The 26,193-nt window shown below is 73.5% G+C and carries 23 protein-coding genes and 1 pseudogene; 13 read left to right on the top strand and 11 right to left on the bottom strand.

Annotated features, from left to right (window positions below; genetic code table 11):
- Positions 1–180 precede the first annotated feature (180 nt).
- From BLW82_RS36480 to BLW82_RS36470, 3 genes and pseudogenes are all read left to right on the top strand, one after another.
- A complete protein-coding gene (locus BLW82_RS36480) occupies positions 181–1,011 on the top strand; it encodes an alpha/beta fold hydrolase (RefSeq protein ID WP_093505801.1) in 831 nt (276 codons plus the stop codon).
- Between the two features lie 231 nt (positions 1,012–1,242).
- Positions 1,243–1,428, top strand: a pseudogene (locus BLW82_RS36475) (alkaline phosphatase); the annotation flags it as partial.
- Between the two features lie 526 nt (positions 1,429–1,954).
- On the top strand, positions 1,955–3,394 hold the full coding sequence (locus BLW82_RS36470; protein WP_256216062.1) for a GNAT family N-acetyltransferase: 1,440 nt from the start codon (positions 1,955–1,957) through the stop codon (positions 3,392–3,394).
- On the opposite strand, the gene BLW82_RS36465 is transcribed toward BLW82_RS36470, so the two are convergent.
- Positions 3,391–4,662, bottom strand: coding sequence for a trans-sulfuration enzyme family protein (locus BLW82_RS36465; protein WP_256216061.1), 1,272 nt, complete (start codon positions 4,660–4,662; stop codon positions 3,391–3,393). The genes BLW82_RS36470 and BLW82_RS36465 overlap by 4 nt on opposite strands.
- A 59-nt stretch (positions 4,663–4,721) precedes the next feature.
- Between BLW82_RS36465 and BLW82_RS36460 the strand changes: the two genes are divergently transcribed.
- The 6 genes from BLW82_RS36460 (at position 4,722) to BLW82_RS36435 (ending at position 11,015) form a co-directional block, all read left to right on the top strand.
- The gene (locus BLW82_RS36460) at positions 4,722–5,213 is read left to right on the top strand and encodes an Lrp/AsnC family transcriptional regulator (RefSeq protein WP_093505797.1); all 492 of its coding nucleotides are present in this window, start codon (positions 4,722–4,724) and stop codon (positions 5,211–5,213) included.
- Positions 5,214–5,246: 33 nt separating this feature from the next.
- Positions 5,247–6,935, top strand: coding sequence for a DUF885 domain-containing protein (locus tag BLW82_RS36455; protein ID WP_093505795.1), 1,689 nt, complete (start codon positions 5,247–5,249; stop codon positions 6,933–6,935).
- A 387-nt stretch (positions 6,936–7,322) separates the two neighbouring features.
- A complete protein-coding gene (locus tag BLW82_RS36450) occupies positions 7,323–7,994 on the top strand; it encodes a hypothetical protein (RefSeq protein WP_093505793.1) in 672 nt (223 codons plus the stop codon).
- Between the two features lie 148 nt (positions 7,995–8,142).
- Positions 8,143–8,370: a ferredoxin gene (locus BLW82_RS36445; protein ID WP_093508459.1), complete on the top strand. Its 228-nt coding sequence runs from the start codon at positions 8,143–8,145 to the stop codon at positions 8,368–8,370.
- A complete protein-coding gene (locus BLW82_RS36440) occupies positions 8,357–9,751 on the top strand; it encodes an NAD(P)/FAD-dependent oxidoreductase (RefSeq protein WP_093505791.1) in 1,395 nt (464 codons plus the stop codon). The genes BLW82_RS36445 and BLW82_RS36440 overlap by 14 nt, the downstream gene beginning before the upstream one ends.
- 34 nt (positions 9,752–9,785) lie before the next feature.
- The gene (locus BLW82_RS36435) at positions 9,786–11,015 is read left to right on the top strand and encodes a cytochrome P450 (RefSeq protein WP_093505789.1); all 1,230 of its coding nucleotides are present in this window, start codon (positions 9,786–9,788) and stop codon (positions 11,013–11,015) included.
- Between the two features lie 7 nt (positions 11,016–11,022).
- Here BLW82_RS36435 and BLW82_RS36430 read toward each other — a convergent pair whose 3' ends face one another.
- Together BLW82_RS36430 and BLW82_RS36425 are read right to left on the bottom strand one after the other, a co-directional pair.
- Positions 11,023–11,538: an immunity 21 family protein gene (locus BLW82_RS36430; protein WP_093505787.1), complete on the bottom strand. Its 516-nt coding sequence runs from the start codon at positions 11,536–11,538 to the stop codon at positions 11,023–11,025.
- A gap of 47 nt (positions 11,539–11,585) precedes the next feature.
- Positions 11,586–12,059 carry a rhodanese-like domain-containing protein gene (locus tag BLW82_RS36425; protein ID WP_093505785.1) on the bottom strand — a complete coding sequence of 158 codons (474 nt, stop codon included), beginning with the start codon at positions 12,057–12,059 and terminating at the stop codon, positions 11,586–11,588.
- 138 nt (positions 12,060–12,197) lie between these two features.
- Between BLW82_RS36425 and BLW82_RS36420 the strand changes: the two genes are divergently transcribed.
- Positions 12,198–12,644 carry an Lrp/AsnC family transcriptional regulator gene (locus BLW82_RS36420; RefSeq protein WP_093505783.1) on the top strand — a complete coding sequence of 149 codons (447 nt, stop codon included), beginning with the start codon at positions 12,198–12,200 and terminating at the stop codon, positions 12,642–12,644.
- A gap of 213 nt (positions 12,645–12,857) precedes the next feature.
- On the opposite strand, the gene BLW82_RS36415 is transcribed toward BLW82_RS36420, so the two are convergent.
- From BLW82_RS36415 to BLW82_RS36380, 8 genes are all read right to left on the bottom strand, one after another.
- Positions 12,858–15,848, bottom strand: coding sequence for an AAA family ATPase (locus BLW82_RS36415; RefSeq protein ID WP_093505781.1), 2,991 nt, complete (start codon positions 15,846–15,848; stop codon positions 12,858–12,860).
- A 34-nt stretch (positions 15,849–15,882) separates the two neighbouring features.
- The gene (locus tag BLW82_RS36410) at positions 15,883–17,046 is read right to left on the bottom strand and encodes an exonuclease SbcCD subunit D (protein ID WP_093505779.1); all 1,164 of its coding nucleotides are present in this window, start codon (positions 17,044–17,046) and stop codon (positions 15,883–15,885) included.
- Between the two features lie 211 nt (positions 17,047–17,257).
- Positions 17,258–18,019, bottom strand: a complete 762-nt coding sequence (locus BLW82_RS36405) for a cupin domain-containing protein (RefSeq protein ID WP_093505777.1) — start codon at positions 18,017–18,019, stop codon at positions 17,258–17,260.
- Complete coding sequence (locus BLW82_RS36400) at positions 18,013–18,939, bottom strand: DUF6807 domain-containing protein (RefSeq protein ID WP_093505775.1); 927 nt, start codon at positions 18,937–18,939, stop codon at positions 18,013–18,015. The genes BLW82_RS36405 and BLW82_RS36400 overlap by 7 nt, the downstream gene beginning before the upstream one ends.
- A complete protein-coding gene (locus BLW82_RS36395; protein ID WP_093505773.1) occupies positions 18,936–20,054 on the bottom strand; it encodes a Gfo/Idh/MocA family protein in 1,119 nt (372 codons plus the stop codon). Before BLW82_RS36395 ends, BLW82_RS36400 begins: the two co-directional genes overlap by 4 nt.
- 347 nt (positions 20,055–20,401) lie before the next feature.
- Positions 20,402–21,028 carry a YigZ family protein gene (locus tag BLW82_RS36390; RefSeq protein WP_093505771.1) on the bottom strand — a complete coding sequence of 209 codons (627 nt, stop codon included), beginning with the start codon at positions 21,026–21,028 and terminating at the stop codon, positions 20,402–20,404.
- Positions 21,029–21,063: 35 nt separating this feature from the next.
- Entirely contained in the window at positions 21,064–21,609 is a 546-nt protein-coding gene (locus tag BLW82_RS36385; protein ID WP_093505769.1) for a SixA phosphatase family protein, read from the bottom strand.
- The gene (locus tag BLW82_RS36380) at positions 21,606–22,391 is read right to left on the bottom strand and encodes a hypothetical protein (RefSeq protein ID WP_093508458.1); all 786 of its coding nucleotides are present in this window, start codon (positions 22,389–22,391) and stop codon (positions 21,606–21,608) included. The genes BLW82_RS36385 and BLW82_RS36380 overlap by 4 nt, the downstream gene beginning before the upstream one ends.
- Positions 22,392–22,597: 206 nt before the next feature.
- Between BLW82_RS36380 and BLW82_RS36375 the strand changes: the two genes are divergently transcribed.
- From BLW82_RS36375 to BLW82_RS36365, 3 genes are all read left to right on the top strand, one after another.
- The gene (locus BLW82_RS36375) at positions 22,598–23,011 is read left to right on the top strand and encodes a CoA-binding protein (protein WP_093505767.1); all 414 of its coding nucleotides are present in this window, start codon (positions 22,598–22,600) and stop codon (positions 23,009–23,011) included.
- Positions 23,012–23,251: 240 nt separating this feature from the next.
- A complete protein-coding gene (locus BLW82_RS36370) occupies positions 23,252–24,889 on the top strand; it encodes an APC family permease (RefSeq protein WP_256216060.1) in 1,638 nt (545 codons plus the stop codon).
- Between the two features lie 75 nt (positions 24,890–24,964).
- On the top strand, positions 24,965–26,188 hold the full coding sequence (locus BLW82_RS36365) for a 4-hydroxybenzoate 3-monooxygenase (RefSeq protein ID WP_093505765.1): 1,224 nt from the start codon (positions 24,965–24,967) through the stop codon (positions 26,186–26,188).
- The last annotated feature ends 5 nt before the right edge of the window (positions 26,189–26,193 follow it).

Below are 26,193 nucleotides of genomic sequence, written 5' to 3'. Positions count from 1 at the left end.
CGGCCGGTGCGGTGAACCGGGGACACGGGCGCGGCATCCCGACGCACGTCCGGAACCGTCCGCGGTGCGTTGACGGGGCGCGTCGGCGTACGACACACCCCCATCGGGGACTACCCGCGAGTAGCAATTGCTGACAAGCTGTCTACGGCGTCCGCCGAAGTCGCCAGACGAGGAGCCCCCATGTCCGCCACCGTCTCGTTCAAAGCCCCGGCCGCGCACGGCCGGCAGGATGTGACCGTCTCGTACGCGCGCGTGGGCCGCGGCGAACCACTGGTCCTCATCCACGGCATAGGGCATCACCGGCAGGCCTGGGACCCCGTGGTGGACATCCTCGCGACCGAGCGGGACGTGATCGCCGTGGACCTGCCCGGCTTCGGCGCCTCCCCGGCCCTGCCCGACGGCCTCGCCTACGACCTGCCGACCACCAACGCCCTGCTCGGCGCCCTGTTCGAGGCCCTGGAGCTGGACCGGCCGCACGTGGCGGGCAACTCGCTCGGCGGGCTGCTGGCGCTGGAGCTGGGCCGCGAGAAGCTCGTACGGTCCGTCACCGCGCTCTCCCCCGCCGGGTTCTGGTCACAGGCCGAGCGGCGCTACGCCTTCGGTGTGCTCATCGCCATGCGGCGGATCGCGGAGCGGCTGCCGCTCCCCCTGGTCGAACGGCTGTCCCGGTCGGCCGCCGGTCGGGCCGCCCTCACCAGCACCATCTACGCCCGCCCGGCGCGCCGTTCACCCGAGGCCGTGGTCGCCGAGACGCTGGCCCTCGCGCAGGCCAGCGGATTCGCCGAGACCCTGCGGGCGGGCGCCGCCGTCCAGTTCACCGACGACGTCCCCGGCATCCCGGTCACCGTGGGCTGGGGCACCCGGGACATGCTGCTGGTGCGCCGCCAGGGGGTCCGGGCCAAGCAGATCATCCCCAAGGCCCGGCTGGTCCGGCTGCCCGGCTGCGGCCACTGCCCGATGAACGACGACCCGGCGCTGGTCGCCCGCGTCATCCTCGACGGCAGCCGCTGACCGGCACCCGGTCGCCGACGCCGGGTCGCCGCGGGCGGACGGCGCCTGTCGGCGGACGGCACGGTGTGGCGCGGGGCGGAGCGACGGTGCGGGCCGGAGAGCCGTTGCGTGCGCCGGGCGGCGGCCGGGGTCGCGACGGCCGGACCGGAACGACCGCGAGACGGCGGCCTCCTCCGGAGGGACAGGGCTTGCAGGAGCGGTCAGTTGGTCACCCGCGGTGTGCGCGTCGGCGGCCCTGACCCTGTGTTCGTCAAGGCGCCGACCGCCTCGAACGTGTCACCCGCCGAGGGCTGCCAGTCCTTCGGCGAGGTCGACATCGACGGCGGCGACGGCGACGAGCTGACGGTGCGTCTGCGCGCGTACGGCGGCACCGTGCCGGCCACGCGGACCCTGCAGCCGGGCCCGGTCGGCCAGTAACTCCCGTACGCTTTCCACAGGGCCGCGCGCCGGCGTCATCCCCCGGTGCGCGGCGCTGCCGCATCCTGCGAACCGGCCCGCCCGCAAGGCGTCTTCGGGTGCGTTTTCGCCGGTCAGCCGACTGTCAGTGGTCGAGGCGTTCCGGCGGTTGGGCCGGCCGGTGACCGCCTTCGGGGAGAGCCGGTGCTGCCACCACTGGGGCAGGAGAACCACGCACACTGGCCGGCCGCGCTCCCGGAGCGACGTGAGCTGGTAGCCGTGCGCCGGGTGCAGGACCCGTCCTGGAGCGCCGTGAACGACCAGCGGCGCCTGACCGCCGCCCTGCCGCCGCTCGCCGAGTCCGGCGGCCCGGCGCGGCTCGTCCCGGCTGGTGGTCCAGGCCCGTCGGCTGCGGGGCGCCCTGACCATGATCACGGCAACTGTTGAAAACGGCACAAAGACCGCGTAAGCATCCTTTACCCATCGGTCACAGAGCGTTCGTGATCACGCAACACCGTTGCTTCACAGTGGCTGCATGAATCGAGACATGTCTGATGTGACACGCACGAGGAACGGACGCCCCGTGCACCACTGGCGGCGGGACGTCGTCGAACTCGCCGCCCTGTTCACGGCGGTCGCGGTGGCCGACGGGGTGGCCAATCTGGTCGGGCACGGGCCCGACGGCCCGGCCCTGCTGGTGATCTCGGCGCTGGTGCTGGCGGCGACGGCCGGCTTCCACGTCTGGTGGGCGAGGCGCCCAGGTCACGCACCGCCGGTGACGGATACCGATACCGGCGCCCGGCCCGGCGTTCCCGAGGCACGGCAGGCCGGATCCGGCGCGGGCGCCTCGGGAACCGGCGACCGGCCGAGCACGCTGTGGCGGCTGCGGACGACGGTGCGGGACGAGCCCGGTTCGCTGGCCGCGCTGTGCGGCGCGCTCGCCGGGCACCGGGTGGACATCCTGAGCCTGCAGACGCATCCGCTGGGTGACGGCACCGTGGACGAGTTCCTGCTGCGGGCGCCGGGTGGACTGACCGCAGGCGAGATCACGCGGGCCGTCGCGCTGGCCGGGGGCACGGACACCTGGATCGAGCGGGCCGACGCCCACGATCTGGTGGACGCGCCGACCAGGGTCCTCGGTCTGGCCACCCGAACTGCCCTGGACGCAGCGGAACTTCCGCTGGCCCTCCGGCAGTTGTTGGGGAGGTGCACGATCCGCTCGCTCCCCGCCCACCCGGTCGGCGGGGCCCGGAGCCCCGAGGCGGTTCCCGTCGAGGGGGCGCTGGAGGACACCGTGATGCGGCTGCGTGCGCCGGAGGGGGGAGTGATCACCGTGGAACGGCCGTATCTCCCGTTCACGCCGACCGAGTTCGCGCGGGCGCGGGCGCTGGTGGAGCTGGACGCGCGGCTCGGACCGCGCATCCCGCGCGGCCAGGACGTGATCTCGCTGCCCGCGGGCAGCGAGATCACGGTACGCCGGGCCGACACCGGTGACCTGGAGGCGGCGAAGGCGATGCACGAGCGCTGCTCGCCGCGGACGCTCGGGCTCCGCTACCACGGGCCGGTCGGGGACGCCGACCGGTACCTGAACCACCTGCTCAGCCCCCGCTTCGGCCGGACGCTGGCCGTGCAGACCGCGTCGGGCCGGATCGTCGGCCTCGGGCATCTGCTGTGGGACGGGGACGAGACCGAGGTGGCGCTCCTCGTCGAGGACGACTGGCAGCGGCGCGGTATCGGCGGCGAACTGCTCGGGCGGCTGGTGAGGATGGCCGTCGAGGCGGGCTGCGAGAGCGTGTACGCGGTGACGCAGGCGTCCAACACGGGGATGGTGGCGGCGATGCGGGGGCTGGAGCTGCCGTTGGATTATCAGATCGAGGAGGGGACGCTGGTCATCACGGCGCGGCTCGCTGCGGAGTCGGCGGGCGCCGTGACCGCCGCGGGGCGGCTTTCCGGTGCGGGTGAGTGGGGGAACGCCGAAGCGCCCTAGCGCTCGGGGTGGTCCTGCGGCTGCGGGTGCGCGGGGGCTGGTCGCACGGTTCCCCGCGCCCCTTGCGGGGCGCTGCGGCTGACGGGGATCTCAAGCACCCCCAGCGCCCGGTCCAGGTCCGCCCACAGGTCGTCCACGTCCTCCAGGCCCACCGACAGCCGCAGCAGCCGGTCGCTCACGCCGGCGTCCCGGCGGTCTCCCTCGTCGACGACGCGGTGGCTGATGGAGGCCGGGTGCTGGATGAGGGTGTCGACGCTGCCGAGGCTGACGGCGGGGGTGATCAGCCGTACCCGGGAGATGACCTCGTGCGGGTCGTCGTGGACCTCGAAGGCGATCATCGCGCCGCCCAGTCGCGGGTAGTGGACGCGGGCGACGCGCGGGTCGGCGGTGAGGCGGCGGGCCAGTTCGGCGGCGGTGGCGGAGGCTGCCCGGACCCGGACCGGGAGGGTGGCCAGCCCGCGCAGCAGGAGGTAGCCGGCGAGCGGGTGCAGGACCCCGCCGGTGGCGAACCGTATCTTCCGGAGCTGACCCGCGAACTCCTCGTCACAGGCGACCACGCCGCCGAGCACGTCGCCGTGGCCGCCGAGGTACTTGGTGGCACTGTGCAGCACCAGCCGGGCGCCGAGTTCGGCGGGGCGTTGCAGCACGGGGGTGGCGAAGGTGTTGTCGGCGAGCAGCGGCACCGTACCGCAGGCGTGGGCGACCGCCCGCAGGTCGAGTTCGGCGAGGGTCGGATTGGCCGGGGACTCGACCAGCACCAGGCCGGTGTCCGGGCGCAGGGCGTCGGTGATCCCGGCCGGGTCGGTCCAGGTGACCTCGGTGCCGAGGAGTCCGGCGGTGAGGAGATGGTCGCTGCAGCCGTAGAGGGGCCGTACGGCGACGACATGACGCAGGCCGGCGGCGGCGCGGGCGAGGAGGACGGCGGTGAGGGCGGCCATGCCACTGGCGAAGGCGACCGCGGCCCCGGTGCCCTCCAGGACGGCCAGGGCGGTCTCGAAGCGGGCCACCGTCGGGTTGCCGAGGCGTCCGTAGACCGGCGGTCCCGCCGGGTCCGCGCCGTCGGCGGCGAAGGCGTCGATGCGGGCCGCCTCGGCCCGGCTGTCGTACGACGGGTAGGTGGTGGACAGGTCGATCGGCGGGGCGTGCAGGCCCTGGCGGGCGAGGTCGTCGCGGCCGGCGTGCACGGCCTCGGTGGCCAGGGCGCGGGGCGCGCGGGAGAGGGGGCCGCCGACGGGCGCCGGGGTGTCGTAGGTGCTCGCTGTGTCCATGACGGAAGGGTGAACAACCGACGGGGTGGGTGCGATGAACCCCGTGCTACGTTCGGCCCGTGGCCGATTCCGTCGTACTGGATCCGGTCGATCTGCATCTGCTGCGGCTGTTGCAGAACGACGCCCGGACCACCTACCGCGACCTCGCCGCCCAGGTGGGCGTGGCGCCGTCGACCTGTCTGGACCGGGTGACCCGGCTGCGCCGCTCGGGGGTGATCCTCGGGCACCGCCTCGAACTCGATCCGGCCAAGCTCGGGCGTGGTCTGGAGGCGCTGCTGTCGGTGCAGGTCAGGCCGCACCGGCGGGAGTTGGTGGGTCCGTTCGTGGAGCGGATCCGGGCGCTTCCGGAGTCGCGGACGGTGTTCCATCTCACCGGTCCCGACGACTATCTGGTGCATGTGGCCGTGGCGGACATGACGGACCTGCAGCGGCTCGTCCTGGACGAGTTCACGGCCCGCCGGGAAGTGGCCCGGGTGGAGACCCGGCTGATCTTCCAGAAGTGGGAGTGCGGGCCGCTGCTTCCGCCGGTGTCGTCGGTTCAATCCCCGTGACGGGCGGCGGTCCGTCGTACGAGGATGGACCGCATGTCACAGACCAGTAACCCGCTGCCCCGTCAGGTCGCCGACACCTTCGTCGACGAACTCATCGCCCTCGACCCGATCACCGGTACCTTCCTCGGCGACAAGGAGAGTTCGGGCCGGCTGCCCGACAACTCGCCGGCCGGCGCTGAGGCGCTCGCCCGGCTCCAGCGCGACACGCTCGCCAAGCTCGACGAGGCGGAACGGCAACCAGGTGCCGACAGTGACATCGAGCGTCGCTGCGCGCGCCTGCTGCGCGAGCGGCTCAGCGCCTCCCTCGCCGTGCACGAGGCCGACGAGAGCCTGCGTTCGGTCAGCAACCTGAGCTCGGCCGCGCACGCGGTGCGCCAGGTGTTCACGGTGACGCCCACCGCCACCGAGGAGGACTGGACGGCGGTCGCCGAGCGGCTGCGCGCGGTGCCTGCCGCGCTGGAGGGCTACCGGCAGTCCCTCGAACTCGGCTTGGAGCGGAAGCTGTACGGCGGTCCGCGCGCCACCGCGACCTTCGTCGGGCAGCTCGGCGAGTGGGCCGACACGGGCGACGGCAGGAGCTGGTTCGAGCAGTTCGCGGCGTCCGGCCCCGAGGCGCTGCGAACCGAGCTGGACACGGCGGCCCGCTCCGCCACCGAGGCCGTGGTGGCGCTGCGCGACTGGATGCGGGACGTGTACGAACCCGCGGTCGAGGGCGCGCCGGACGTGGTGGGCCGGGAGCGGTACGCCCGCTGGGTGCGCTACTTCAACGGCACCGACCTCGATCTGGACGAGGCGTACGCGTACGGCTGGTCCGAGTACCACCGGCTGCTCGGCGAGATGAAGGCCGAGGCCGAGAAGGTCCTGCCCGGCGCGGCCACGCCGTGGGTGGCGCTGGCACACCTGGACGAGCAGGGCACCCACGTCGAGGGTGTCGACGAGGTGCGCGGCTGGCTGCAGTCGGTGATGGACGAGGCCATCGAGAAGCTGGACGGCACCCACTTCGACCTGGCCGAGCGGGTGCGCCGGGTGGAGTCCCGGATCGCTCCGCCCGGCAGCGCGGCGGCCCCGTACTACACCCCGCCGTCGGACGACTTCTCGCGCCCGGGCATCACCTGGCTGCCGACCATGGGCCAGACCCGGTTCCCGGTCTACGACCTCGTGTCGACCTGGTACCACGAGGGTGTGCCCGGCCACCACCTCCAGCTGGCGCAGTGGAAGCACGTCGCCGGGAACCTCTCCCGCTACCAGGCGAGCGTGGGCATGGTCAGCGCCAACGCCGAGGGCTGGGCGCTGTACGCGGAGCGGCTGATGGACGAACTGGGCTTCCTGACCGACCCGGAGCGCCGCCTCGGCTACCTGGACGCGCAGATGATGCGGGCCGCGCGGGTCATCGTCGACATCGGCATGCACCTGGAGCTGACGATCCCGGACGACTCCCCGTTCCACCCCGGGGAGCGCTGGACCCCCGCGCTGGCGCAGGAGTTCTTCGGAGCGCACAGCAGCCGGCCCGCGGACTTCGTGGAGAGCGAGCTGACCCGCTACCTGTCCATGCCGGGGCAGGCCATCGGCTACAAGCTGGGCGAGCGGGCCTGGCTGCTGGGCCGGGAGCAGGCCCGGGCGCGGCGGGGCGCCGGCTTCGACCTCAAGTCCTGGCACATGGCGGCCCTCTCGCAGGGCTCGCTGGGCCTGGACGACCTGGTGGACGAGCTGTCGCAGCTGTGACGGTACGGGCCGCCCGCGCCTGACCGAGCGACGGCGACGAGCGCCGGCGACTAGTGCCGCGGCAGGCAACGTTTGCCCGTCAAGGAGCGGCGTCCGGTGCGTGCTCTCGGCGTGCCGGCCGGAAGTCCTCGTACTGGATGTACTTGGGCTTTCGGCTGGTGCGGCGAGAGTGCGTGCCGGGCGTCGTGACGGGGCGAACGTTGCCTGTTGCGGCACTAGCGACGACAGCGAGCCGGCACCGAGCGGGCGCCCACTGCCGGTGGGCGTCCGACGGCGGCCGCGACCGGGTCGGCGCGGTCTGCCGTTCGGGTGTGTTCCGGTGGCGGCGGCCGGAGCCGGCGGGCTTGCTGGTCCCGGGGGCCACCGGAGACAGGAAGCGAGCCGCGGATGCAGACCGCCACGCACCCGAGGGAGCCGTTGCGGGCGCCGCGCGCCGCGGGCATGGCGGGGGTCGTCTTCGCCCTGCTGCTCGCCGCCGCCATGGTGCTGATCCGGCTGGCCATCCCGCAGGGCGCCGACGCGGTCACCGTCCAGCACCCGGATCCCGGCCGGCGCGAGGCCGTCCGCACGGCCCTCCTGCTGGTGCCGTTCGCCGGCATCTTCTTCCTGTGGTTCGTCGGCGCCGTCCGCTCGCACGTCGGCGACGCCGAGGACCGCTTCATCGCCACCGTGTTCCTCGGCAGCGGCCTGGTCTTCACGGCCATGATCTTCGCCGCCGCCGCGGTGGCCTCGGCCGTCCTCGACACCGCTCATCCCGCGGGCACCTCGCCGTCCCGGCCCACCTGGGACTTCGGCCAGCACCTCGCGTACACGCTGTTGACCGGGTACGCGATGCGGATGGCCGCCGTCTTCACGTGCTCCACCTCGGTGATCGGGCACCGCCTGCGCATCCTGCCGCGCTGGCTCACGCTGGTCGGCTTCCTCACGACCGTCGTCCTGCTGTTCGTGTCGTCCGCGGTGCCGTGGGCCGAGCTGGTGTTCCCGGCGTGGTCGCTGCTGCTCAGCGTGTACATCGTCGTGGCGAGCTTCCGCCGCTCCGCGGCGGCCCCGGCGGTCTGACGCGCCGCTCACCCGATCGGCGGGCTCCGGCGGGCGACGGCGGGACCGGGCTCCCATGCTGGCGTGCGGGGAGTCCTCCGCCGTCCGGCACTGGGACGACGGACCGCGGTACGCACCCGGAGCTGGCCACCGGAAGGGCGGAGCCATGATGCGTCTTGTCGTCGACCTCAACAGATGTCAGGGATACGCGCAGTGCGCGTTCCTCGCCCCGGACGTCTTCACCATGCACGGCGAGGAATCCCTCGTCTACAACCCGCAGGCCGAGCAGGAGCACCGCGAGCGGGTGGCGCGTGCCGTGGCCGCCTGCCCGGTGCAGGCGATCACCGCCGACGGCCTGGACGGATTCGCGGGAGGGGCCTCCGATGCCGCCCACTGACTATCTCGACTGGCTGCGCCGCGAGGGCCGGATCGTGATCGTGGGTGCCTCGCTGGCCGGGCTGCGGGGCGCCGAGACGCTGCGGGCCGAGGGGTTCGCCGGGGAACTCACCCTGATCGGTGACGAGCCGTACGAGCCCTATGACCGGCCGCCGCTGTCCAAGGCGGTGCTGCTCGGCAGGGCGGTCCCGAACCACACGGCGCTGCCGCACCGCAGGGAGATCGACGCGAAGTGGCGGCTGGGCGTGGCGGCGACGGGCCTGGACGTCGAGGCCAAGCGGGTCCGGCTGGCCGACGGCGACGAGGTCGAGTACGACCGGCTGCTGATCGCGACCGGCGTGCGGGCCCGGCCCTGGCCCAAGGAGGACGAGGCCCGTCTGGAGGGCGTGTTCACGCTGCGCACCCGGGACGACGCCGCGACGCTGCTGCGGCGGCTGAAGGCCGGGCCGCGCCGGGTGTTCGTGATCGGCGCCGGGTTCACCGGGTCGGAGATCGCCTCGGCCTGCCGCGAGCAGGGCATCGCGGTCACCGTCGCGGAACGGGCGGGCGCGCCCCTGGTGGGCGCCCTCGGCGGGGTGATCGGCGCGGTGGCGGCCGAGCTGCACCGCGAGAACGGCGTGGACCTGCGGACCGGCGTCCAGGTCACCGCGCTGGAGGGCGACTCGGCCGGGCGGGTGCGGGCGGTCCACCTGTCCGACGAGTCCATCGTCGAGGCGGACGTGGTGATCGTGTCGCTCGGCGCCATCCGCAACACCGACTGGCTGGCCGGATCCGGGCTCGGCGCGGGGCCGCGGGGCATCGCCTGCGACGCGGGCTGCCGTGCCTTCGACTTCCGGGGCATCGTCACCGACGACGTCTTCGTCGCCGGCGACGTCGCCCGGTCCCCGCACGCGCTCTTCGGCTACCAGTTCCTGTCCCTGGAGCACTGGGGCAACGCGGTCTCCCAGGCCGAGACCGCCGCGCACAACATGATCAGCCCGAGCGCCGAGCGGCGGCCGCACCTGTGGGTGCCGGCGTTCTGGTCGTCGCAGTTCGGGGTGAACATCAAGTCGGTCGGGGTGCCGCCGATGGGTGAGCAGATCATGATCACCCAGGGTTCGCTGGCCGAGCGGCGGTTCGTCGGGGTGTACGGCTACCAGGGCCGGACGATCGCCGCGGTGAGCTTCGACAACGCGCGGTGGCTGGAGTTCTATCAGCGGCAGATCGAGAAGGCCGGGCCGTTCCCGGTGGAGTTCCCGACCGTGGACCGCCGTCCCGAGGGACGGGTGCCGGTGGACGCCGACTTCCCGGACCCGGCCCTGCCGACGCACGCCCCCATGGTGACCCTCAGCGGCTACTCGCCGACCGACACGCAGCTGATCTTCCACCCCGCCCGCCACTGACCGCGACCCGGCCCCGACGCTCCAAGGAACTGTCATGACGCAGACCTCGATGTTGCGCCAGATCACCGACTTCGCGAACCGCGCCGACCCGTATCCGCTGTACGAGGAGCTCCGCAAGACCCCGGTGCTGCACGAGGAGGAGGACGGCCCCTACGTGATCAGCACCTACCACGACATCGAAGCCCTGCTCCACGATCCGCGGATCAGCTCCGACGAGTCCAACGTGATCGTGGGCAGGGACGACGAGCTGTCCGGCCCGGAGGCCACGGGGCTGCCGCCGAGCTTCATCCGCCTCGACCCGCCCGAGCACGACCGGCTGCGCCGGATCGCCAACAGCTCCTTCGGGCCGCCCCACCAGCCGCACCGGATCGACAACATGCGGGGCCAGCTGGAGGAGATCGTCACCGAGCTGATCGACGGTCTCGGAGACGCCCGGGAGTTCGACCTGGTCGACCAGGTCGCCTACCCGTTCCCGGTCACCGTGATCTGCCGGCTGCTCGGCGTGCCGCGCGAGGACGAGCCGCGGTTCCGGGCCTGGGTCGACCCGATCGTGGCCGGTCTGGACCCGGACAGCCGCACGGCCGACGAATCCGCGAAGACCGCGCAGGAGGCCCGGCTGCAGCTCGGCATGTACCTGAACGGACTGGCGGAGCAGCGCACCAAGGAGCCGCGCGACGACATGTTGTCCGACCTGGTGCACAGTCACGGCCCGGACGGCGCCATGACGACCATGGAGGTGCTCAGCACGTCGGTGCTGCTGCTGATCGCCGGCCACGAGACGACGGTCAACCTCATCACCAACGGCATGCTGACGCTGCTGCGGTACCCGCAGTACCTGGAGCGGCTGCGGAACGATCCGGGGCTGTCGGTGCGGATCGTGGAGGAGCTGCTGCGCTACGAGCCGCCGGTGCAGTTGCTGCCGCAGCGCACCTGCATCGCCGACCTCGAGGTGCACGGGGTGACCATCCCCAAGGGGTCGCGGATCTGGCTGGTCCTTGCCGCCGGCAACCGGGACCCGCATCGGTTCACCGATCCCGACCGGTTCGACCCGGACCGCCAGGACATCCAGCACCTCGGCTTCGGCAGCGGCATCCACAGCTGCTTCGGCGCCCCGCTGGCCCGCCTGGAGGCACAGATCGCGCTGTCGCAGCTGGCCCGCCGGCTCGCCAACCCGCGCCTGGTGGAGGACCCGCCGCCCTACCGCCCGAACGCGGTGCTGCGCGGGCCGCGGCACCTCAACATCGCCGTCGACGGCATCAAGTGACGGGCGCTCAGGACGAGAGCCGGCGCAACTGCACCAGGCCCAGCCAGGTTTCCGGGCCGGGTCTGGTGTAGGCGGCGCGCACCGCGTAGGTGCCGGGTTCCAGCGGGACCCGCAGATGGTCACCGCCCTCGGCCTCGCCACCGGGCCAGGCGGAGTCGAACAGCACGACGGGGCCTGGGACCTGCCAGCGGATCTCGTTCTCCCACGCGGCACCGTCGAGGGCGGCGGGCACCTGGGCCAGAAGTTCCTCCTCCGAGTCGGCGGCGGACCACCGTACGAAGGTGCCGTGGTCGGGCAGGAAGGACGTCGAGGCGGGTTCGTCGCCGAGGACCAGGGCGGTGCTGTCCCCGACCGGGAGCAGTCCGACGTAGCCGTCGACCTCGCAGGCCCGGTCGTAGTCGGTGGCCAGCTCCTCGCTGTCGGCGCCGGCCCAGAACGGCAGGACCGTCTCCGGAACCGCCACCAGTGGGCCGCCGCCCGACTCCACCCACTCCACCGCGCCTGGATCCCCATATCGAGTCATGGGGTGAACCTACACGGACAGCGACGGCACAGGTTCGCCGCCGGGAATCAGCAACCGCAGTCGCCCGCGACGGGTGCGGTCAGCGGGTCGGGGGCGCGGCGCTCACGGCCCTGCCAGGTCTCGAACTCGAACCCTTCACGCACCCAGTACTCGAACCCGCCGAGCATCTCCTTGACCTGGTAGCCGAGTTCGGCCAGGGCGAGGGCGGCGCGAGTGGCGCCGTTGCAGCCGGGACCCCAGCAGTACGTCACCACGGGCACGGTCCTGTCGAGGAGTTGGGGCGCCTGGTCGGGGATGAGCGCGGTGGGCAGGTGGACGGCGCCCGGGATGTGGCCCTGGTCCCAGGACTCGGTGGAGCGGGAGTCCAGGACGACGAAGCCGGGGTCGCCGCCGGCGGCGAGGGCGGCGGCCACGTCGGAGACGTCGGCGTGCCAGGCGAGGCTCGCCCGGAAGTGGGCGGCGGCCTCGGCGGGCGCGGCGGGGGCGACGCGCAGGACGGGGTTGAGGGTGGTGCCGGTCATGTGGGGCCTTTCGCCGGCCGCCGTCAGTGCGGCGGATCTCTCCGTGGCCGCAAATCTACGAGGGTGCCGGGGCGCCCTGAAGGTGCGATCCCCGGCTCCGCCCTTGTCCGGCCGGGGATTCCCTGTTATCCATCCCCCATGACCGAGTTTTCCCCGGACGCCACCGACCGGCGCATCCTCGACGTCCTGCAGCGTGAGGGCCGGGCCAGCTTCGCCGAGCTGGCGCGGGCCGTCGCGATGTCCCCGAGCGCGGTGACCGAGCGGGTGCGCCGGCTCGAGGAGGCCGGCGTGATCCAGGGGTACGCGGCGGTGGTCGACCCGGAGCGGCTCGGCCTGCCGATCCTCGCCTTCGTCCGGCTGCGCTACCCGAACGGCAACTACAAGCCCTTCCACGACCTGGTCGCCGCCACCCCCGAGATCCTGGAGGCGCACCACGTCACGGGCGACGACTGCTTCGTCATCAAGGTCACCGCCCGTTCGATGCGGCACCTGGAGGAGGTCTCCGGCCGCATCGGCGCACTGGGCTCGGTGACGACGAGCGTCGTCTACTCGTCGCCGCTGCCGCGCCGGGCCGTCGGCACCTGAGGGTTCCGCGGGAGTGCCGGGACAGGCCGTCGGTCGACCGCGGTTCCGTCGTGGCTGGTCGCCCGTTCCCCCCGCCTCTTCGGGGGCGCTTCCCCTGGCGGTCGGCGCCTTGCGTGAAGTCGGCTGGAAAACTGCCCCCGCAAGCGGCGCGGGAACTGCGCGCCCCGCCCCCGCCCGCCCACGGTGAAGGAACCGCGCCCAGCGGGGCACTCCTCAGACCCCGCGCTGCCGCAGGGTCGAGCCCGTTCTCCCCTTCGAGACCTCCAGCTGGGCGTGGATGCGGCGGCGCAGGTCGGCGACGTGGCTGACGATGCCGACGCTGCGGTCGCGTTCCCGGAGGGAGTCGAGGACGTCGAGGACCTCGTCCAGGGTCTGGTCGTCCAGGCTGCCGAAGCCCTCGTCGATGAAGAGGGTGTCGAGGCGGACGCCGCCCGCTTCGTCGGTGACGACGTCGGCGAGGCCGAGGGCGAGCGCGAGGGACGCGAAGAAGGTCTCGCCGCCGGAGAGGGTGGCGGTGTCCCGTTCGCGCCCGGTCCAGGCGTCGACGACGTGCAGTCCGAGGCCGCTGCGTCCGCGTCCGGTGCGGTCGTCGGAGTGGACCAGGGTGTAGCGCCCGGACGACATGCGCCGCAGGCGTACGGTCGCGGCGGCGGCGACCTGTTCCAGGCGGGCGGCGAGGACGTACGACTCCAGGCGCATCTTTCGCTCGTTGTCGGCGGAGGTGCCCGCGGTGAGGCCGGCCAGGCGGGCGACCCGGTCGTACTCCTCGCGCAGCGGCGCCAGTTGCCGTACGCCCGCGGTGGCGCGGGCCGAGAGCGTGTCGAGTTCGGCGCAGCTGCGGGCGGCCCGGTCGCGGGCGGAGGCGGCGTCGCGCAGGCGCTGGGCGGCCAGGGCGGCGGTGCGCTCCGCCGTGCCGAGGTCGGCGGGCGGCCGCTGGGCGGCGGCCGCGGTGTCGGCCTCCGCGAGGACCGCACGCACCGCGGCCTCCTCGGACTGCCACTGGTCCAGGCGCCGTTGGAGTTCGCGGTGGGCGGTGTCGTCGAGGAGGGCGGCGGCCGCTGCCTGCGGGGTGTCGAAGCCGGCCCGGTAGGCGGCGTCGGCGAGCCGGGCGTCGGTGTCCTTCAGGTGCCGGGCGGTGTCCTCCGCGGCGCGCGCGATGTCGGCGGCGTCGGTGAGCAGTGCCACCTGCCGCTCCAGCTGCGCGGCCCGCGCGGACACGCTGCCGGCACTCCCCCGGGCCTGGGTCAACTCCTCTTCGAGGGCCGCGAGTTCCGCGTCGAGTCCCTCGCGGCGGGTAAGCCGTGCGGCGGCCCGGAGCTCGGCCTGCTGCCGGTCGGCCAGTCGGCGCTCGCGTTCCTGCTCGGCCAGCCGCAGCTCCTCGTGCGCCGCGTGCAGGACGGACCCGGCCCGCCGGGCCTGCGTGTACTCCTGTTCCAACTCCTCGGCCTGGGAGGCAAGCCGCTCGGTCGGGATGTCGCCCGCCTCGGCGGTGGCGGCGGCGAGCGCCTCGCGTGCGGTGGCGAGCCGCCGTTCGTCCCGGGCGCGCTCTTCGTCGGCGCGCTGCACGGCGGCGAGCGCGCGTTCCTCGGCCTCGCGGTCGACGTGACCCGCGAACTTCTCCGCCGGAGCCGGGTGTTCGGTTGCTCCGCAGACCGCGCACGGCTCTCCCTCGGTCAGCTCGGCGGCGAGCTCGGCGGCGATGCCGTTCAGCCGCTGTTCCTTGAGGTCGAGCCAGTGCGTCCGCGCGTCGACGGCACGCTGCGCGGAGGCGAGGGCGGTGCGCTGGGCCTCGTCGGTGTCCCGGCCCAGCTCGTCCCGGAGCCGCGCCGCCACCAGCCGCCGCCGGGCGGGGTCGCGCTGTACGGCGAGCTGCTCGGCGCGGGTCGCGGCCTCCTGGGCGGCGTCGACCCGGGCCTGGAGTTCCGCGCGCCGGGCGTCCCAGCCGGCGAGCCAGCCCGCGGCCTCGCGCAGCGTGTCCTCGTCGTCCCGCTCCTGCCGGTCGAGCCGGTCCCGTTCGTCGGCGGCCTCGGCGAGCCGTCGCTCGGCCCGGCGCGCGGACTCCAGCCCGCCCAGCTCCTCCGCGGCCCGGCGGGCGGCGCCGGAGAGCCCCGCCGCACCGGCTTCGGCGAAGCTCTCCGGCAGCAGCGCCCGTGCGCGCGCCTCGGCGCCGGAAGCTCTTCGGTGCTCCTCCTCGGCGGCCTCCCGCAGCTCCAGCGCCGGCGCCACCGCTTCCGCCTTCCGGGCCCGCTCCATCCGCGCCTGCGCCGCCCGGTGGTCTCCCGCCCGCTCCTCCAGCCGTACGGCCCGCTGCCGGGCCTCTGCGAACCGGGTCTGCAGTCGGGCCAGTTCGCGGGCCTCGGCAAGGGCGCGGTCGGCGGCGAACTGGGCGGACTCGGCGGCGGTGAGCCGGCAGTGGGCGACGGCGAGGCGCTCCCGCGCGGTGCTGCGGGCCACGGCCGCGGCGGCCAGGACGGCCGCGGCAAGGCCGGGCTCGCCCGGGGCCAGCTCCGGCAGCTCCATCGCGTCGCCGGCCTCCTGCTGCATGCGGTGCGCGTCGGCCAGCAGCGCGGAGTCGCCGTCCCGGACCCTGGCCTCGGTCGTCTTCCGGCGTTCGGCGAGGCGCTTCTCGACGTCGGCGAAACGCTGGGTGTCGAAGAGCCGGCCGAGCAGCTGGCCGCGGGCGCCCGCGTCGGCGCGCAGGAAGCGGGCGAAGTCGCCCTGGGGCAACAGGACGACCTGGCAGAACTGCTCGCGGCTCATGCCGAGCAGCTGGGTGATCTCCTCGCCGACCTCCTGGTGGGAGCGGCTGAGGTCCTTCCAGGCGCGGGTGGTCGTGTCGTACTCGCGCAGCCAGGTCTGGGCCTTGTCCAGGGTGGTGCCCGCGCCGCGTTTCTTGGGGCGCTCCCAGGGCGGCTGCCGGGTGATCTCCAACCGGCGTCCGGCGACGGTGAGTTCGAGACGGACCTCGGTGCGGGTGGCGGGGTCGGCGTGGTCGCTGCGCAGGGTGAGGCCCTGGCCGCTCTGGCGGGCGCCGGGGACAGTGCCGTAGAGGGCGTAGCAGACGGCGTCCAGGACGGAGGTCTTCCCGGCGCCGGTCGGGCCGTGCAGGAGGAAGAGCCCGGCGGTGGAGAGCGCGTCGAAGTCGACGCTCTGGGACCCGCCGAACGGTCCGAAGGCGGTGATGTCGAGCCGGTGGAGCCTCATGCGGCCGCCTCCTCGCAGGGGCTCGGGTGCGCTGTCACCGGGCCACCTCGCGCACCGTGCCGTCCGCGCGCACCGCGTCGAACGCCTCGCTCAGGACGGCCAGTTCGTGTTCGTCGGGGCCCGCTCCGCGCACGTGGGCGACGAAGTCCTCGGCGATCTGCCGGTCCGTGCGGCCGGCCAGCCGACGGGCGTAGGAGACGTCGGGGTCGTCCGGGGCTCGGTCGGGGTCGAAGACCAGGCTGAGGGTGTGCGGGAACCGATCGGTGAGGCGGGCCATGGGGTCGGCGGGGCGGACCGGGTCGGTGAGGGTGGCCTCGACCCAGGCGTCCTCGTGGGGGGTGAGGGCGGGGTCGGCGAGGAGGTCGTCCAGGGTGCCGCGGAGGCGGGCCAGCGGGCGCGGGACCGGGCAGTCGAGGCGTTCGGCGGTGACCGTGCCGTCGGCGGCGAGATCGACGAGCCACATGCTCTTGCGGTGGCCCGCCTCGGAGAAGGAGTACGCCAGCGGGGAGCCCGAGTAGCGGACGCGATCGGTGAGGGTCTGGCAGCCGTGCAGGTGGCCGAGGGCCACGTAGTCGACGCCGTCGAAGACGCCGGCCGGGACGGCGGCGACGCCGCCGACCGTGATGTCCCGTTCGCTGTCGCTGGGCTCGCCGCCGGTGACGAAGGCATGCGCGAGGACGACCGAGCGGGTGCCGGCCGTGCGGGCCGCGAGATCGGCGCGGACCCGGTCCATGGCGGCGGCCAGCACCGTCTCGTGGCCGGCCCGCTCGACCGCGAACTCGTCCTTCACCAGGGCGGGTTCGAGATAGGGCAGGCCGTAGAACGCGACGTCCCCGTAGGCGTCGGCGAGCACGACCGGGGTGCCGCAGGCCGACGGTTCGGTGCGCAGGTGGATGCCGGCGCGGTCGATGAGACCGGCGCCGACGCCGAGGCGGCGGGCGGAGTCGTGGTTGCCGGAGATCATCACCGTGGGCACGCCCAGGTCGGCGAGCCGGTGCAGGGCGTCGTCGAACAGCTCGACCGCGGCGAGCGGCGGCACCGCGCGGTCGTAGACGTCCCCCGCCACCACCACGGCGTCGACTTCGTGCTCCCGGACGGCCGCCACGAGGTGGCCGATGAACTCGGACTGGGCGCCCAGCATGCTGACACGGTGGAACGCCCGGCCCAGATGCCAGTCGGAAGTATGCAGGATTCTCATGAAACCACCCCGACCTGCACCCTGACCCCTATTGAACCTGTATGACCCGTATGAACCAGCACGGGGACCCCCGGCAACGCCTGCCACGCTAACGCATATCACCCCCTGATCCACCACGGACCTCACGTTCCCCGGGCCCGCACGGCATCGGCGGTCGCCAGCGCCCGCGGCGGCCGGACACCCCGGCCGCCGCGATCCCCCCGGGCCCCGGTTACTCGCCGCCGTACGGGAGGGTCGTCCCCGGCAGGTCGTACGCGTCACGGCGGCCGCACATCCCGAATCCCCCGAGCCGGGTGGGCGCGGCCTCGTGTGCGGTCGCCGCGTCGAGGTACGAGGTTTCGCCGGCCTCCAGGGCGTCCAGCTGGGCGTCCGTGCGCTCGGCGGCGGCGAGCGCACCGGCCCGCCACAGCTCGCGCCAGCGCGGCACCTTCGCACGCACCAGCCGGGCGGCGGCCCGCTGGAACTCCGCGTACGGGCCGCCGTCCCCGGCGACCAGCGCCTCCCGCAGGACGAGGTAGCCCTCGACGGCGAGGTCCCGGCGCCGGCGGGCGGCCCGCGCCGTCTCCGCTCCGGTGCCCGGTGGCAGCGTCGCCGCGGCGGCGTACCGTTCGGGATCGGCGAGCACCTCGGGCGGGAAGGTGAAGACGGCGTCCCCGGCCTCCGGCAGTCCGCCGTTCTGCATCAGCACGGTGATGCGCAGACCGCCGCCCTGCACCATGCGGTGCACGGTGCCCGGGGTGAACCAGGCGACGGACCCGGGCTCCAGCGGGATGTCCCGGTAGCCGTCCGGGCTGAGCGTCTGTACGGCGCCCCGCCCGCCGGTGACCACGTACGCCTCCGTGCACACCAGGTGGAGGTGCGGGCTGCCGCCGCGGACCCCGTCGGCGGCCTGCCATTCGTAGGCGCTGAGGTGGGACAGGCCGACGGCGCCGGGCAGCGGGTGCGGGAGCGCCGGCTCCGGTGCGCTCACCACGGCAGGCCCGCCAGGTGGGCGGCGACGCGGTCGGCGTCCCAGGCGCCGTCGGCGAGGACGATCCGGTACCGGTAGGCAAAGAACTCCCCGGGCGGCAGGTCGAACTCCTCGAAGAACGCCCAGGAGAACGCGGCCGTGGGGATCGGTTCCGCGCGCACGAACCAGTGCGACTCGTGGATCGCCGTCCGTGCGTCGAGGTTCTCGGGCGCGTGGGCGAAGACGATCGTGGAGTGGCCGTCCACCTCGTCGTGCTCGGTGGTGTAGGCGAGCCAGGGGCCCTGGGTGCCCATCAGCTTCTCGGCGCCGGTGACGGCGTCCGGGCCGAACGCGGTGCCGCCGGTGAAGTCGCGGGGGCCGCGCCACTGGAGCCCGGTGTATCCGGCCATCTCGCGGCCTTCGGTGGTGGGGGAACCGAAGGTCAGCGGCGCGTCGCGGACGTTGGTGAGGCGGATGGCCCAGTCGAGCGCCCAGGCGCCGGCCTCCTCGTCGACGGAGTGGACGGTGAGCCCGCGCACCTCCCGGGCCCACTCGGCGCCGCCGTTCTCCACCCAGGTCAGTTCCTCGGTGAAGGAGAGCCGGTCGTCCGCGACGGCGAACCCGGTGAACCCGTCGTGCCGCATCGAGCCGACCCGGTCCGGCAGCATCTGGTAACCCTGCCCGTGGACGTAGGTGTTGCCGCCCCAGAAGTTCTGCCCGGACAGGTGGCTGGCCGTCATCTGCAGGCCCTTGTGCCAGCGGTGGTCGCTCGGCCGGTAGCCGGTGACGGTGCGGCCCGCGAGGGTGCGCACCGGGTGGGCGTACGGCTTGCGCGCCTCGTAGGCCTCCGGGTCGGGGCGGTAGACGTACCGCAGGATCTCGGTGCCGTCCGGCGCCTGGACCGCGATGTGCTCGCCGTGGACGTGGCTGACGCGGATGCTCATGCGCGCTCCTCGGTGGGGGCCCAGTGCGGGTGGTCGCCGTGCATGGCTGCGTAGTAGGGGTCGCCGGGGCCGATCTCGCCCGCGTGCACGGGGCGCCCCGTGAACGCCGACTTGTAGAGCGCGGCGGCGAACTCGAGGGTGGCGCGGGCGTCGGGGCCGCTGCCCGGCGGCCGTACGCCCGCGTCGAGGGCGTCGAGGAGGGCACCGAGCTGCGCGGTGTGCGAGCTGGGCACGTCCGTCTCCGGGGTGCGCCAGGCGGCCGCGCGCGCGGCGGGGACGTGCGGGGCCGGGGTGTAGACCCAGTCCTCGTTGCGGTGCCCGTACAGGTGGGTGAGTTCGACGGTGGCGTCCGCACAGTCGACGCGGACGCGGCTCACCTCCTGAGGGGACAGCACGCTGTTGACGACGGTCGCGAGCGCGCCGTTCGCGAAGCGGACGAGGGCGGTGGACACGTCCTCGCTCTCGGTGTCGTGGACCAGGCGGGCCGCCATGGCGCGGATCTCCGTCCACGGGCCGAGCAGGTGCAGCAGCAGGTCGTACTGGTGGATGCCATGGCCCATGGTCGGGCCGCCGCCCTCGCTCGCCCAGGTGCCGCGCCAGGGCACGGCGTAGTAGGCGGCGTCCCGGTGCCAGGTGGTCTGGCAGTGCGCGACCAGCGGGGCGCCCAGCCCGCCGCCGGTGATCAGCTGCCGGGCGTGGACGGCGCCGGAGCCGTAGCGGTGCTGGAAGACGACGGAGGCGTAGCCGCCGGAGGCGGCCTCGGTGGCGGCGATCTCGTCGTACTCGGCGAGGGACAGGCACAGCGGCTTCTCGCAGAGCACCCAGGCGCCCGCCTTCAGTGCGGCCACCGTCTGGTCGCGGTGCAGGGCGGGGGGTGTGCCGACGAGGACGAGGTCGGGGCGTACGGCGTCGAGCATGTCCTCGACGGAGGTGTAGCCGGCGACGTCGCCGCCGGCGAGTTCCCGGAAGGCGTCGAGGCGGGCCTGGTCGACGTCGACCGCGGCGGCCAGTGCGGCGCGGTCGGCGTGGGCGGTGAGGGCGGGCAGATGGCTGCCGCTGACGATGGAGCCGGTGCCGATCACGGCGACACGGCGGCGGGTCGGGCGCGGGGGCATGCGGTCCTCCATGGGAGTGCCGGGGACCAAGACGCCGGGAAAGCGCTTGCTCTCGGAGGGACCCTAGATCCGGAGGAATGTCAGGACAACCCCCCACGCAGCGATGGCCGGGAGAAGCGGGCGAGGCGGCCGGGCGGCCACACGGTGGCAGGGCCCGGGAACGCCGTTCGATCGGCATGCGCAGGCGACTTGGTAATCACGCAATGTGAACGCCGGTTCATCCGATCTGCCCGACTGAAAGCTTTCAACACTGTCCGGTAAGACGAACACGGCACTTGCCGGCTTCCAGCCGAGCCGGGCCGGTGCGCACGGCCGCGCACGGTCGAGGGCCGGGTGTCCCCGCTCCGTCACGCGTCCCCGTAGGCCTCCCCGCCCAGTTCGAGGGTGGCGGTGCCCGCCGTCGCGTCGGCGAGCCAGGCGCGGAAGGTGTCCACGTCGGCGTCCGGAAGGCCGATCTCGATGGCGACGGCCTCGCCGTAGCGGACGTCGCGGACCTCGCGGCCGGTGGCGCGCAGGTCGTTCTGGACCTTGCCGGCCCGCTGGTGGTCGACGGTCACCGTGGCCAGCCGGAAGCGGCGCCGGGTGCGGGTGCCGACGGCGTCGAGGGCCTCGCCGACCGCGCCGCCGTAGGCGCGGATGAGGCCGCCGGCGCCGAGCTTGACGCCGCCGTAGTAGCGGGTGACGACCGCGACGACGTACCGCATGTCCCGGCGCAGCAGCATCTGGAGCATGGGGACGCCCGCGGTGCCGCCCGGTTCGCCGTCGTCGCTCGCCCGCTGGGTGGATGCGTCGGCGCCGATGACGTAGGCCCAGCAGTTGTGGGTGGCGTCGGCGTGCTCCCTGCGGACCGCCGCGACGAAGTCCTGGGCCTCCTGCTCGGTGGCCGCCGGGGCGAGGGCGCACAGGAAGCGGGAGCGGTTGACCTCGGTCTCGTGCGTGCCCGCGCGGGCCACTGTGCGGTACTCGTCCTGCATCCGCCCACCCTATGCGGACCCCCGCCGCTCCCCCTTCACCCCTCCTTGCGGCCCCGGGCCACGGTCACCTCCGTCAGCAGGGCCGTCCCGGGGACGAGAGCCGCCCACGTCGTGCCGTGCCAGGCGAGGACGGCGACGGCGGACGTCGGGAACTTCTTGCGCACCTGCTCCAGGGTGTCGTCGAGGCCGTCGCCCGCGAGGTCGAGGACGAGTTCCTCCAGGCCGGGGTTGTGGCCGACCAGCAGCAGCGTCTCCACCTCGGCGGGCACCTCGTGGACGACCGCCAGCAGGTCGGGTACGTCGGCCGCGTACAGGCGCGGGTCGTGGCGGACCGGGGGCGGTGTGCCCCACTGGGCGGAGGCCAGTTCCCAGGTCTGCCGGGCGCGTACCGCGGTGGAGCACACCGCGAGGTCGGGCAGGCAGTCGGACTCGGCGAGGGCACGGCCGGCGGCGGGGGCGTCGCGGCGGCCGCGGGCCGCGAGCGGGCGCAGGTGGTCCGGGACGCCCTCGGGCCAGGCGGACTTGGCGTGCCGCAGCACGACCAGGCGGCGCAGCGGGCCCGCGCCCGCCCGGGTGATCACGCGGTCCGCCCGAGGTCGCGGGTGAGGTCGAGGGCGAGCAGCCGGTCGGCGTAGGCGCAGGTCTCGAAGCGGGCGCCGTCCGGGATCTCGGGCTGGTTCTCCATCCAGCGCAGCACGCCGAGCACCCCGGGGACGTCGAGGTCGTCCTCCCAGGCGTCCCGCAGCCGTCCCCGCACCTTCTCGGGCACCGGCCGTGAGGGACTGCGGGCCCATTGCGCCACCGACTGCCGCAGCCTGCCGAGCCGGCGACCGGCCGCGTCGAGGGCGCCGGCGCCGAGGTGGACGGCCGTGCCGCGGGGGGCGTCGAGGAGGGCGAGCCGCAGTGCGGCGGGATCGTCCAGCGTGCCGAGGACACCGGCGTCGGGGCCGTCGGCGGGGGCGACGGCGACGGTCACGCCGGTCCCGGGCACGGTGCCGGTCCCGGGCACGGTGCCGGTCCCGGGCACGGTGCCGGTCCCGGGCACGGTGCCGGCCGCGGCCGTCACACGGACGACCTGTGCCTCGCCCAGTCCCGCGGCGAGGTCGCGGCCGTCCTCGAAGGGGCGGATGCCGAGGGTGGTGGCGGCGGCGTGCAGCTCGGCCTGGTGGTGGTCGGCGGTGAGCAGGGGCAGGACCGGGGTGCCGCCGAGTTCCAGTGCGCGCAGCAGGAGGTCGGTGGTGAGCAGGACCCGCAGCGCCGTCAGGTCGTACCCGGACGTGTGGACCTCCACCCGGGTCAGGGCACGGCGGGCGGAGACGGCGGGGACGGTCTCACCGGACTTGGCGTCGAGGATGCGCAGCACGGGCTGAGCGTAGGCGGGCGGCGGGCCGCGCGCAGGCACCTTGCGACGATTCAGGTCACCGTGGCGGGACATGCGGGACATGCGACACCCCCTGCCGCCCGGGCTGTCCCGCCGGTACTGCGCGGACCCGGTCCCCGGCCGGGGAATCCGGGTCCGGCGCCCGCTGTTGCCCACGGCGGATGTTCCCCAAGGCGAGGAGGCCGACGGTGTACGGCGACGAAGCGACGATCCGCAGGATTCTGACCGGGACGGGTGACACCTGGGCGGTGGTCGGCCTGTCATCCAACCGGGGACGGGCGGCGTACGGGGTGGCGCAGGTGCTGCAGCGGTTCGGCAAGCGGATCGTGCCGGTCCATCCCAAGGCGGAGCCGGTGCACGGCGAGCAGGGCTACGCGTCCCTCTCGGAGATCCCCTTCGAGGTCGACGTCGTCGACGTCTTCGTCAACAGCGAGCTCGCCGGTGCCGTCGCGGACGAGGCGGTGGCGAAGGGTGCGAGGGCGGTCTGGTTCCAGCTCGGGGTGGTCGACGAGGCGGCGTACGAGCGGGTGCGGGCCGCGGGTCTGGACATGGTCATGGACCGCTGCCCGGCCATAGAAATTCCTCTGCTGGACCGGGACTGAGCCGGAACAGAACGGGATTTGAGGAAAATCTGAGCTTGCCTGTCTTACCCTCTTCTCACTTAACACAACTGAATACGGACATTCTGTGACCCTCACTGACCTGTGCAAAAGCTTTGGCCAAGACAGGAAAGATCGAGGGTCAAATCTTGGGCAACACTCTTCTCGGCCTGCCGCGTGCGCCCTTAACTTGTGCCCTCTTGCTCGTTAAATCTGCGTTCAGAAACTGAGAGGCCACTTGACATGGTGAGTGTCGAGAATGCCGCGACGGAGGACATCACACCTTCGGGCGGTCTGAGGCGGGACGTCGGGCTGATCGGCCTGATGTGGGCCTCTGTGGGCTCGATCATCGGCTCCGGATGGCTGTACGGCGCGCATGACGCGGTGATGCAGGCCGGTCCCTCGGCGATCATCTCGTGGGTGATCGGCGCGGTCGCGATCGTGCTCCTGGCACTGGTGCACGCCGAGCTCGGCGGCATGTTCCCGGTGGCGGGCGGCACCGCCCGCTACCCGCACTACGCGTTCGGCGGCCTGGCCGGCATGTCCTTCGGCTGGTTCTCCTGGCTCCAGGCGGCGACCGTGGCGCCGATCGAGGTCGAGGCCATGATCGGCTACGCCGGTCACTGGAAGTGGGCCCAGGGCTTCCAGCACGCCGACAAGACCCTGACCGCCAGCGGTCTGCTGGTCGCGATCCTCCTCATGGCGGTCTTCGTCGGGGTCAACTTCTTCGGCGTCCGGGCGCTGGCGCACACCAACAGCGCCGCGACCTGGTGGAAGATCGCCGTGCCGCTGGCCGCGATCTTCATCGTCGCCGCCACCAACTTCCACCCCGCCAACTTCCACTCGGAGGGCTTCGCCCCCTTCGGTGCCAAGGGCGTGCTCGCCGCGATCAGCACCAGCGGCATCATCTTCGCGCTGCTCGGCTTCGAGCAGGCGATCCAGCTGGCGGGCGAGAGCCGCAACCCGAAGAAGGACCTGCCGCGCGCCACGCTCGGCTCGGTCGCGATCGGTGCCGTCATCTACGTCCTGCTGCAGGTCGTGTTCATCGGCGCGCTGTCGCACAGCTCCTTCGCGCACGGCTGGGCCCACCTCGCGTACAAGGGCGACAGCGGTCCGTGGGCCGGCGTGGCCACCATGGTGGGCCTCGGCTGGCTGGCCTGGGTGCTCTACGTGGACGCGATCATCTCCCCCGGAGGCACCGGCCTGATCTACACCACGGCCACCTCCCGCGTCTCCTACGGCCTGGCGAAGAACGGCTACGCGCCGAAGATCTTCGCGCGGACCGACTCGCGCGGTGTGCCGTGGTTCGGGCTCATCATGTCCTTCGTGACCGGCGTGATCTGCTTCCTGCCGTTCCCGAGCTGGCACGAGCTGGTCGGCTTCATCACCTCCGCGAGCGTGCTGATGTACGCGGGCGCCCCGCTGGCGTACGGCGTCTTCGCCGACAAGCTGCCGGGCCTGGAGCGCCCGTACCGGCTGCCCGCAGGCAAGCTGGTCTCGCCGGTTGCGTTCGTGGTGGCCAACCTGATCATCTACTGGGCCGGCTGGGGCACCCTGTGGCGGCTCGGCCTGGCGATCGTCCTCGGCTACCTGCTGCTCGGCGGCTACGCCTGGTACGCCCACAGCAAGAACCTGCCGGACGCGCCCCGGCTGGACTTCAAGGCCGCGCAGTGGCTCCCCGTCTACCTGGTGGGCATGGGCCTGATCTCCTGGCAGGGCGGCTTCGGCGGTCGGGGGAACCTCCCGCTGTGGTGGGACATCGTCGTCATCGCGGCCTTCTCGGTGGTCATCTACTACTGGGCCAGGGCGACCTCGTCCACGACCGAGGACATCGAGCGCAGCATCGACGAGGTCGTGGTCACGGACGCCCCGGCGCACTGACCCCTCCTCCTCACCCGCGTCCCGTCAGCCACGGTGGCACTGCCGTGGCTGACGGGACACCGTCATAATGCGGGGGTGACTCACCCCTCCCCCCACCACAACTCCCCCGCCGAGGAACGCCGTACGGTCGTCGTCGTGGGCGCCGGGCCCGCCGGGCTGACCGTCGGGAACATCCTGCGGGCCGCCGACGTCGACTGCGTGGTCCTGGAGACCGAGAGCAGACAGTTCATCGAGACCCGGCCGCGAGCCGGGGTCATCGAGGAGTGGGCGGTCCGCGGGCTCCGGCAACGCGGCCTGGGCGACGGCCTGGCGGCCCGCGCGCAGATGCACAGCGAGTGCGAGTTCCGCTTCGGCGGCGACCGGTTCCGGTTCGACTACACCGAACTGACGAATCATCACCACTACGTCTACCCGCAGCCGTTGCTGGTGACGGACCTGGTCCGGGAGTACGCCGACGTGCGCGGCGGGGACATCAGGTTCGGGGTGCGGGACGTCGCGCTGCACGACCTGGAGACGGACCGGCCCGCCGTGACCTACCTCGACCCCGCGACCGGCGAACGGCAGGTCCTGCGCTGCGATTTCGTGGCGGGCTGCGACGGCGCGCGCGGGGTGACCCGGGACGCGATACCGCAGGGGCGGGTGCGCGTCGCCCGGCAGGACCACGGCGTCGCCTGGCTGGCGCTGCTCGCCGAGGCGCCGCCGTCCTCGGACTGCGTGGTGTTCGGCGTCCATCCGAACGGTTTCGCCGGGCACATGGCGCGCAGCCCCGAGGTCACCCGCTACTACCTGCAGTGTTCGCCGGGCGACGACCCGCAGGACTGGTCGCACGACCGGGTCTGGGACGAGCTGCGCGAGCGGCTCGGCGCGGCCGGGGCGCCGCCGCTCACCGAGGGGCGGCTGATCGAGAGGCGTCTGCTGGACATGCACGACTACGTGGTCGAGCCGCTGGTGTGCGGCCGCCTCTTCCTGGCCGGTGACGCCGGGCACCTGACCGCGCCGATCGCCGCCAAGGGCATGAACCTCGCCCTGCACGACGCCTTCCTGCTGGGCGACGCGCTCGCCGCGCGGGTCACGAAGGACGACGGCACCGGTCTGGAGGGCTACTCCCATGCCTGCCTGCGCCGGGTCTGGGACTACCAGGAGTTCTCCCGGTTCCTGTCCGGCATCTACCACGGCACGGCCTCCGGCGACCCGTTCCTCGCGGGCACCAGCCTGGCCCGGCTGCGCAGGCTGTTCACCTCACGCGCGGCGGCGACGGCCTTCGCCGAGCAGTACGTCGGTGCGGCCGCCGCCTTCTGAGAGCG

This window comes from Streptomyces sp. Ag109_O5-10 (assembly GCF_900105755.1).
GTDB lineage: Bacteria > Actinomycetota > Actinomycetes > Streptomycetales > Streptomycetaceae > Streptomyces.
This window is presented reverse-complemented; position numbering and strand designations above follow the sequence as displayed.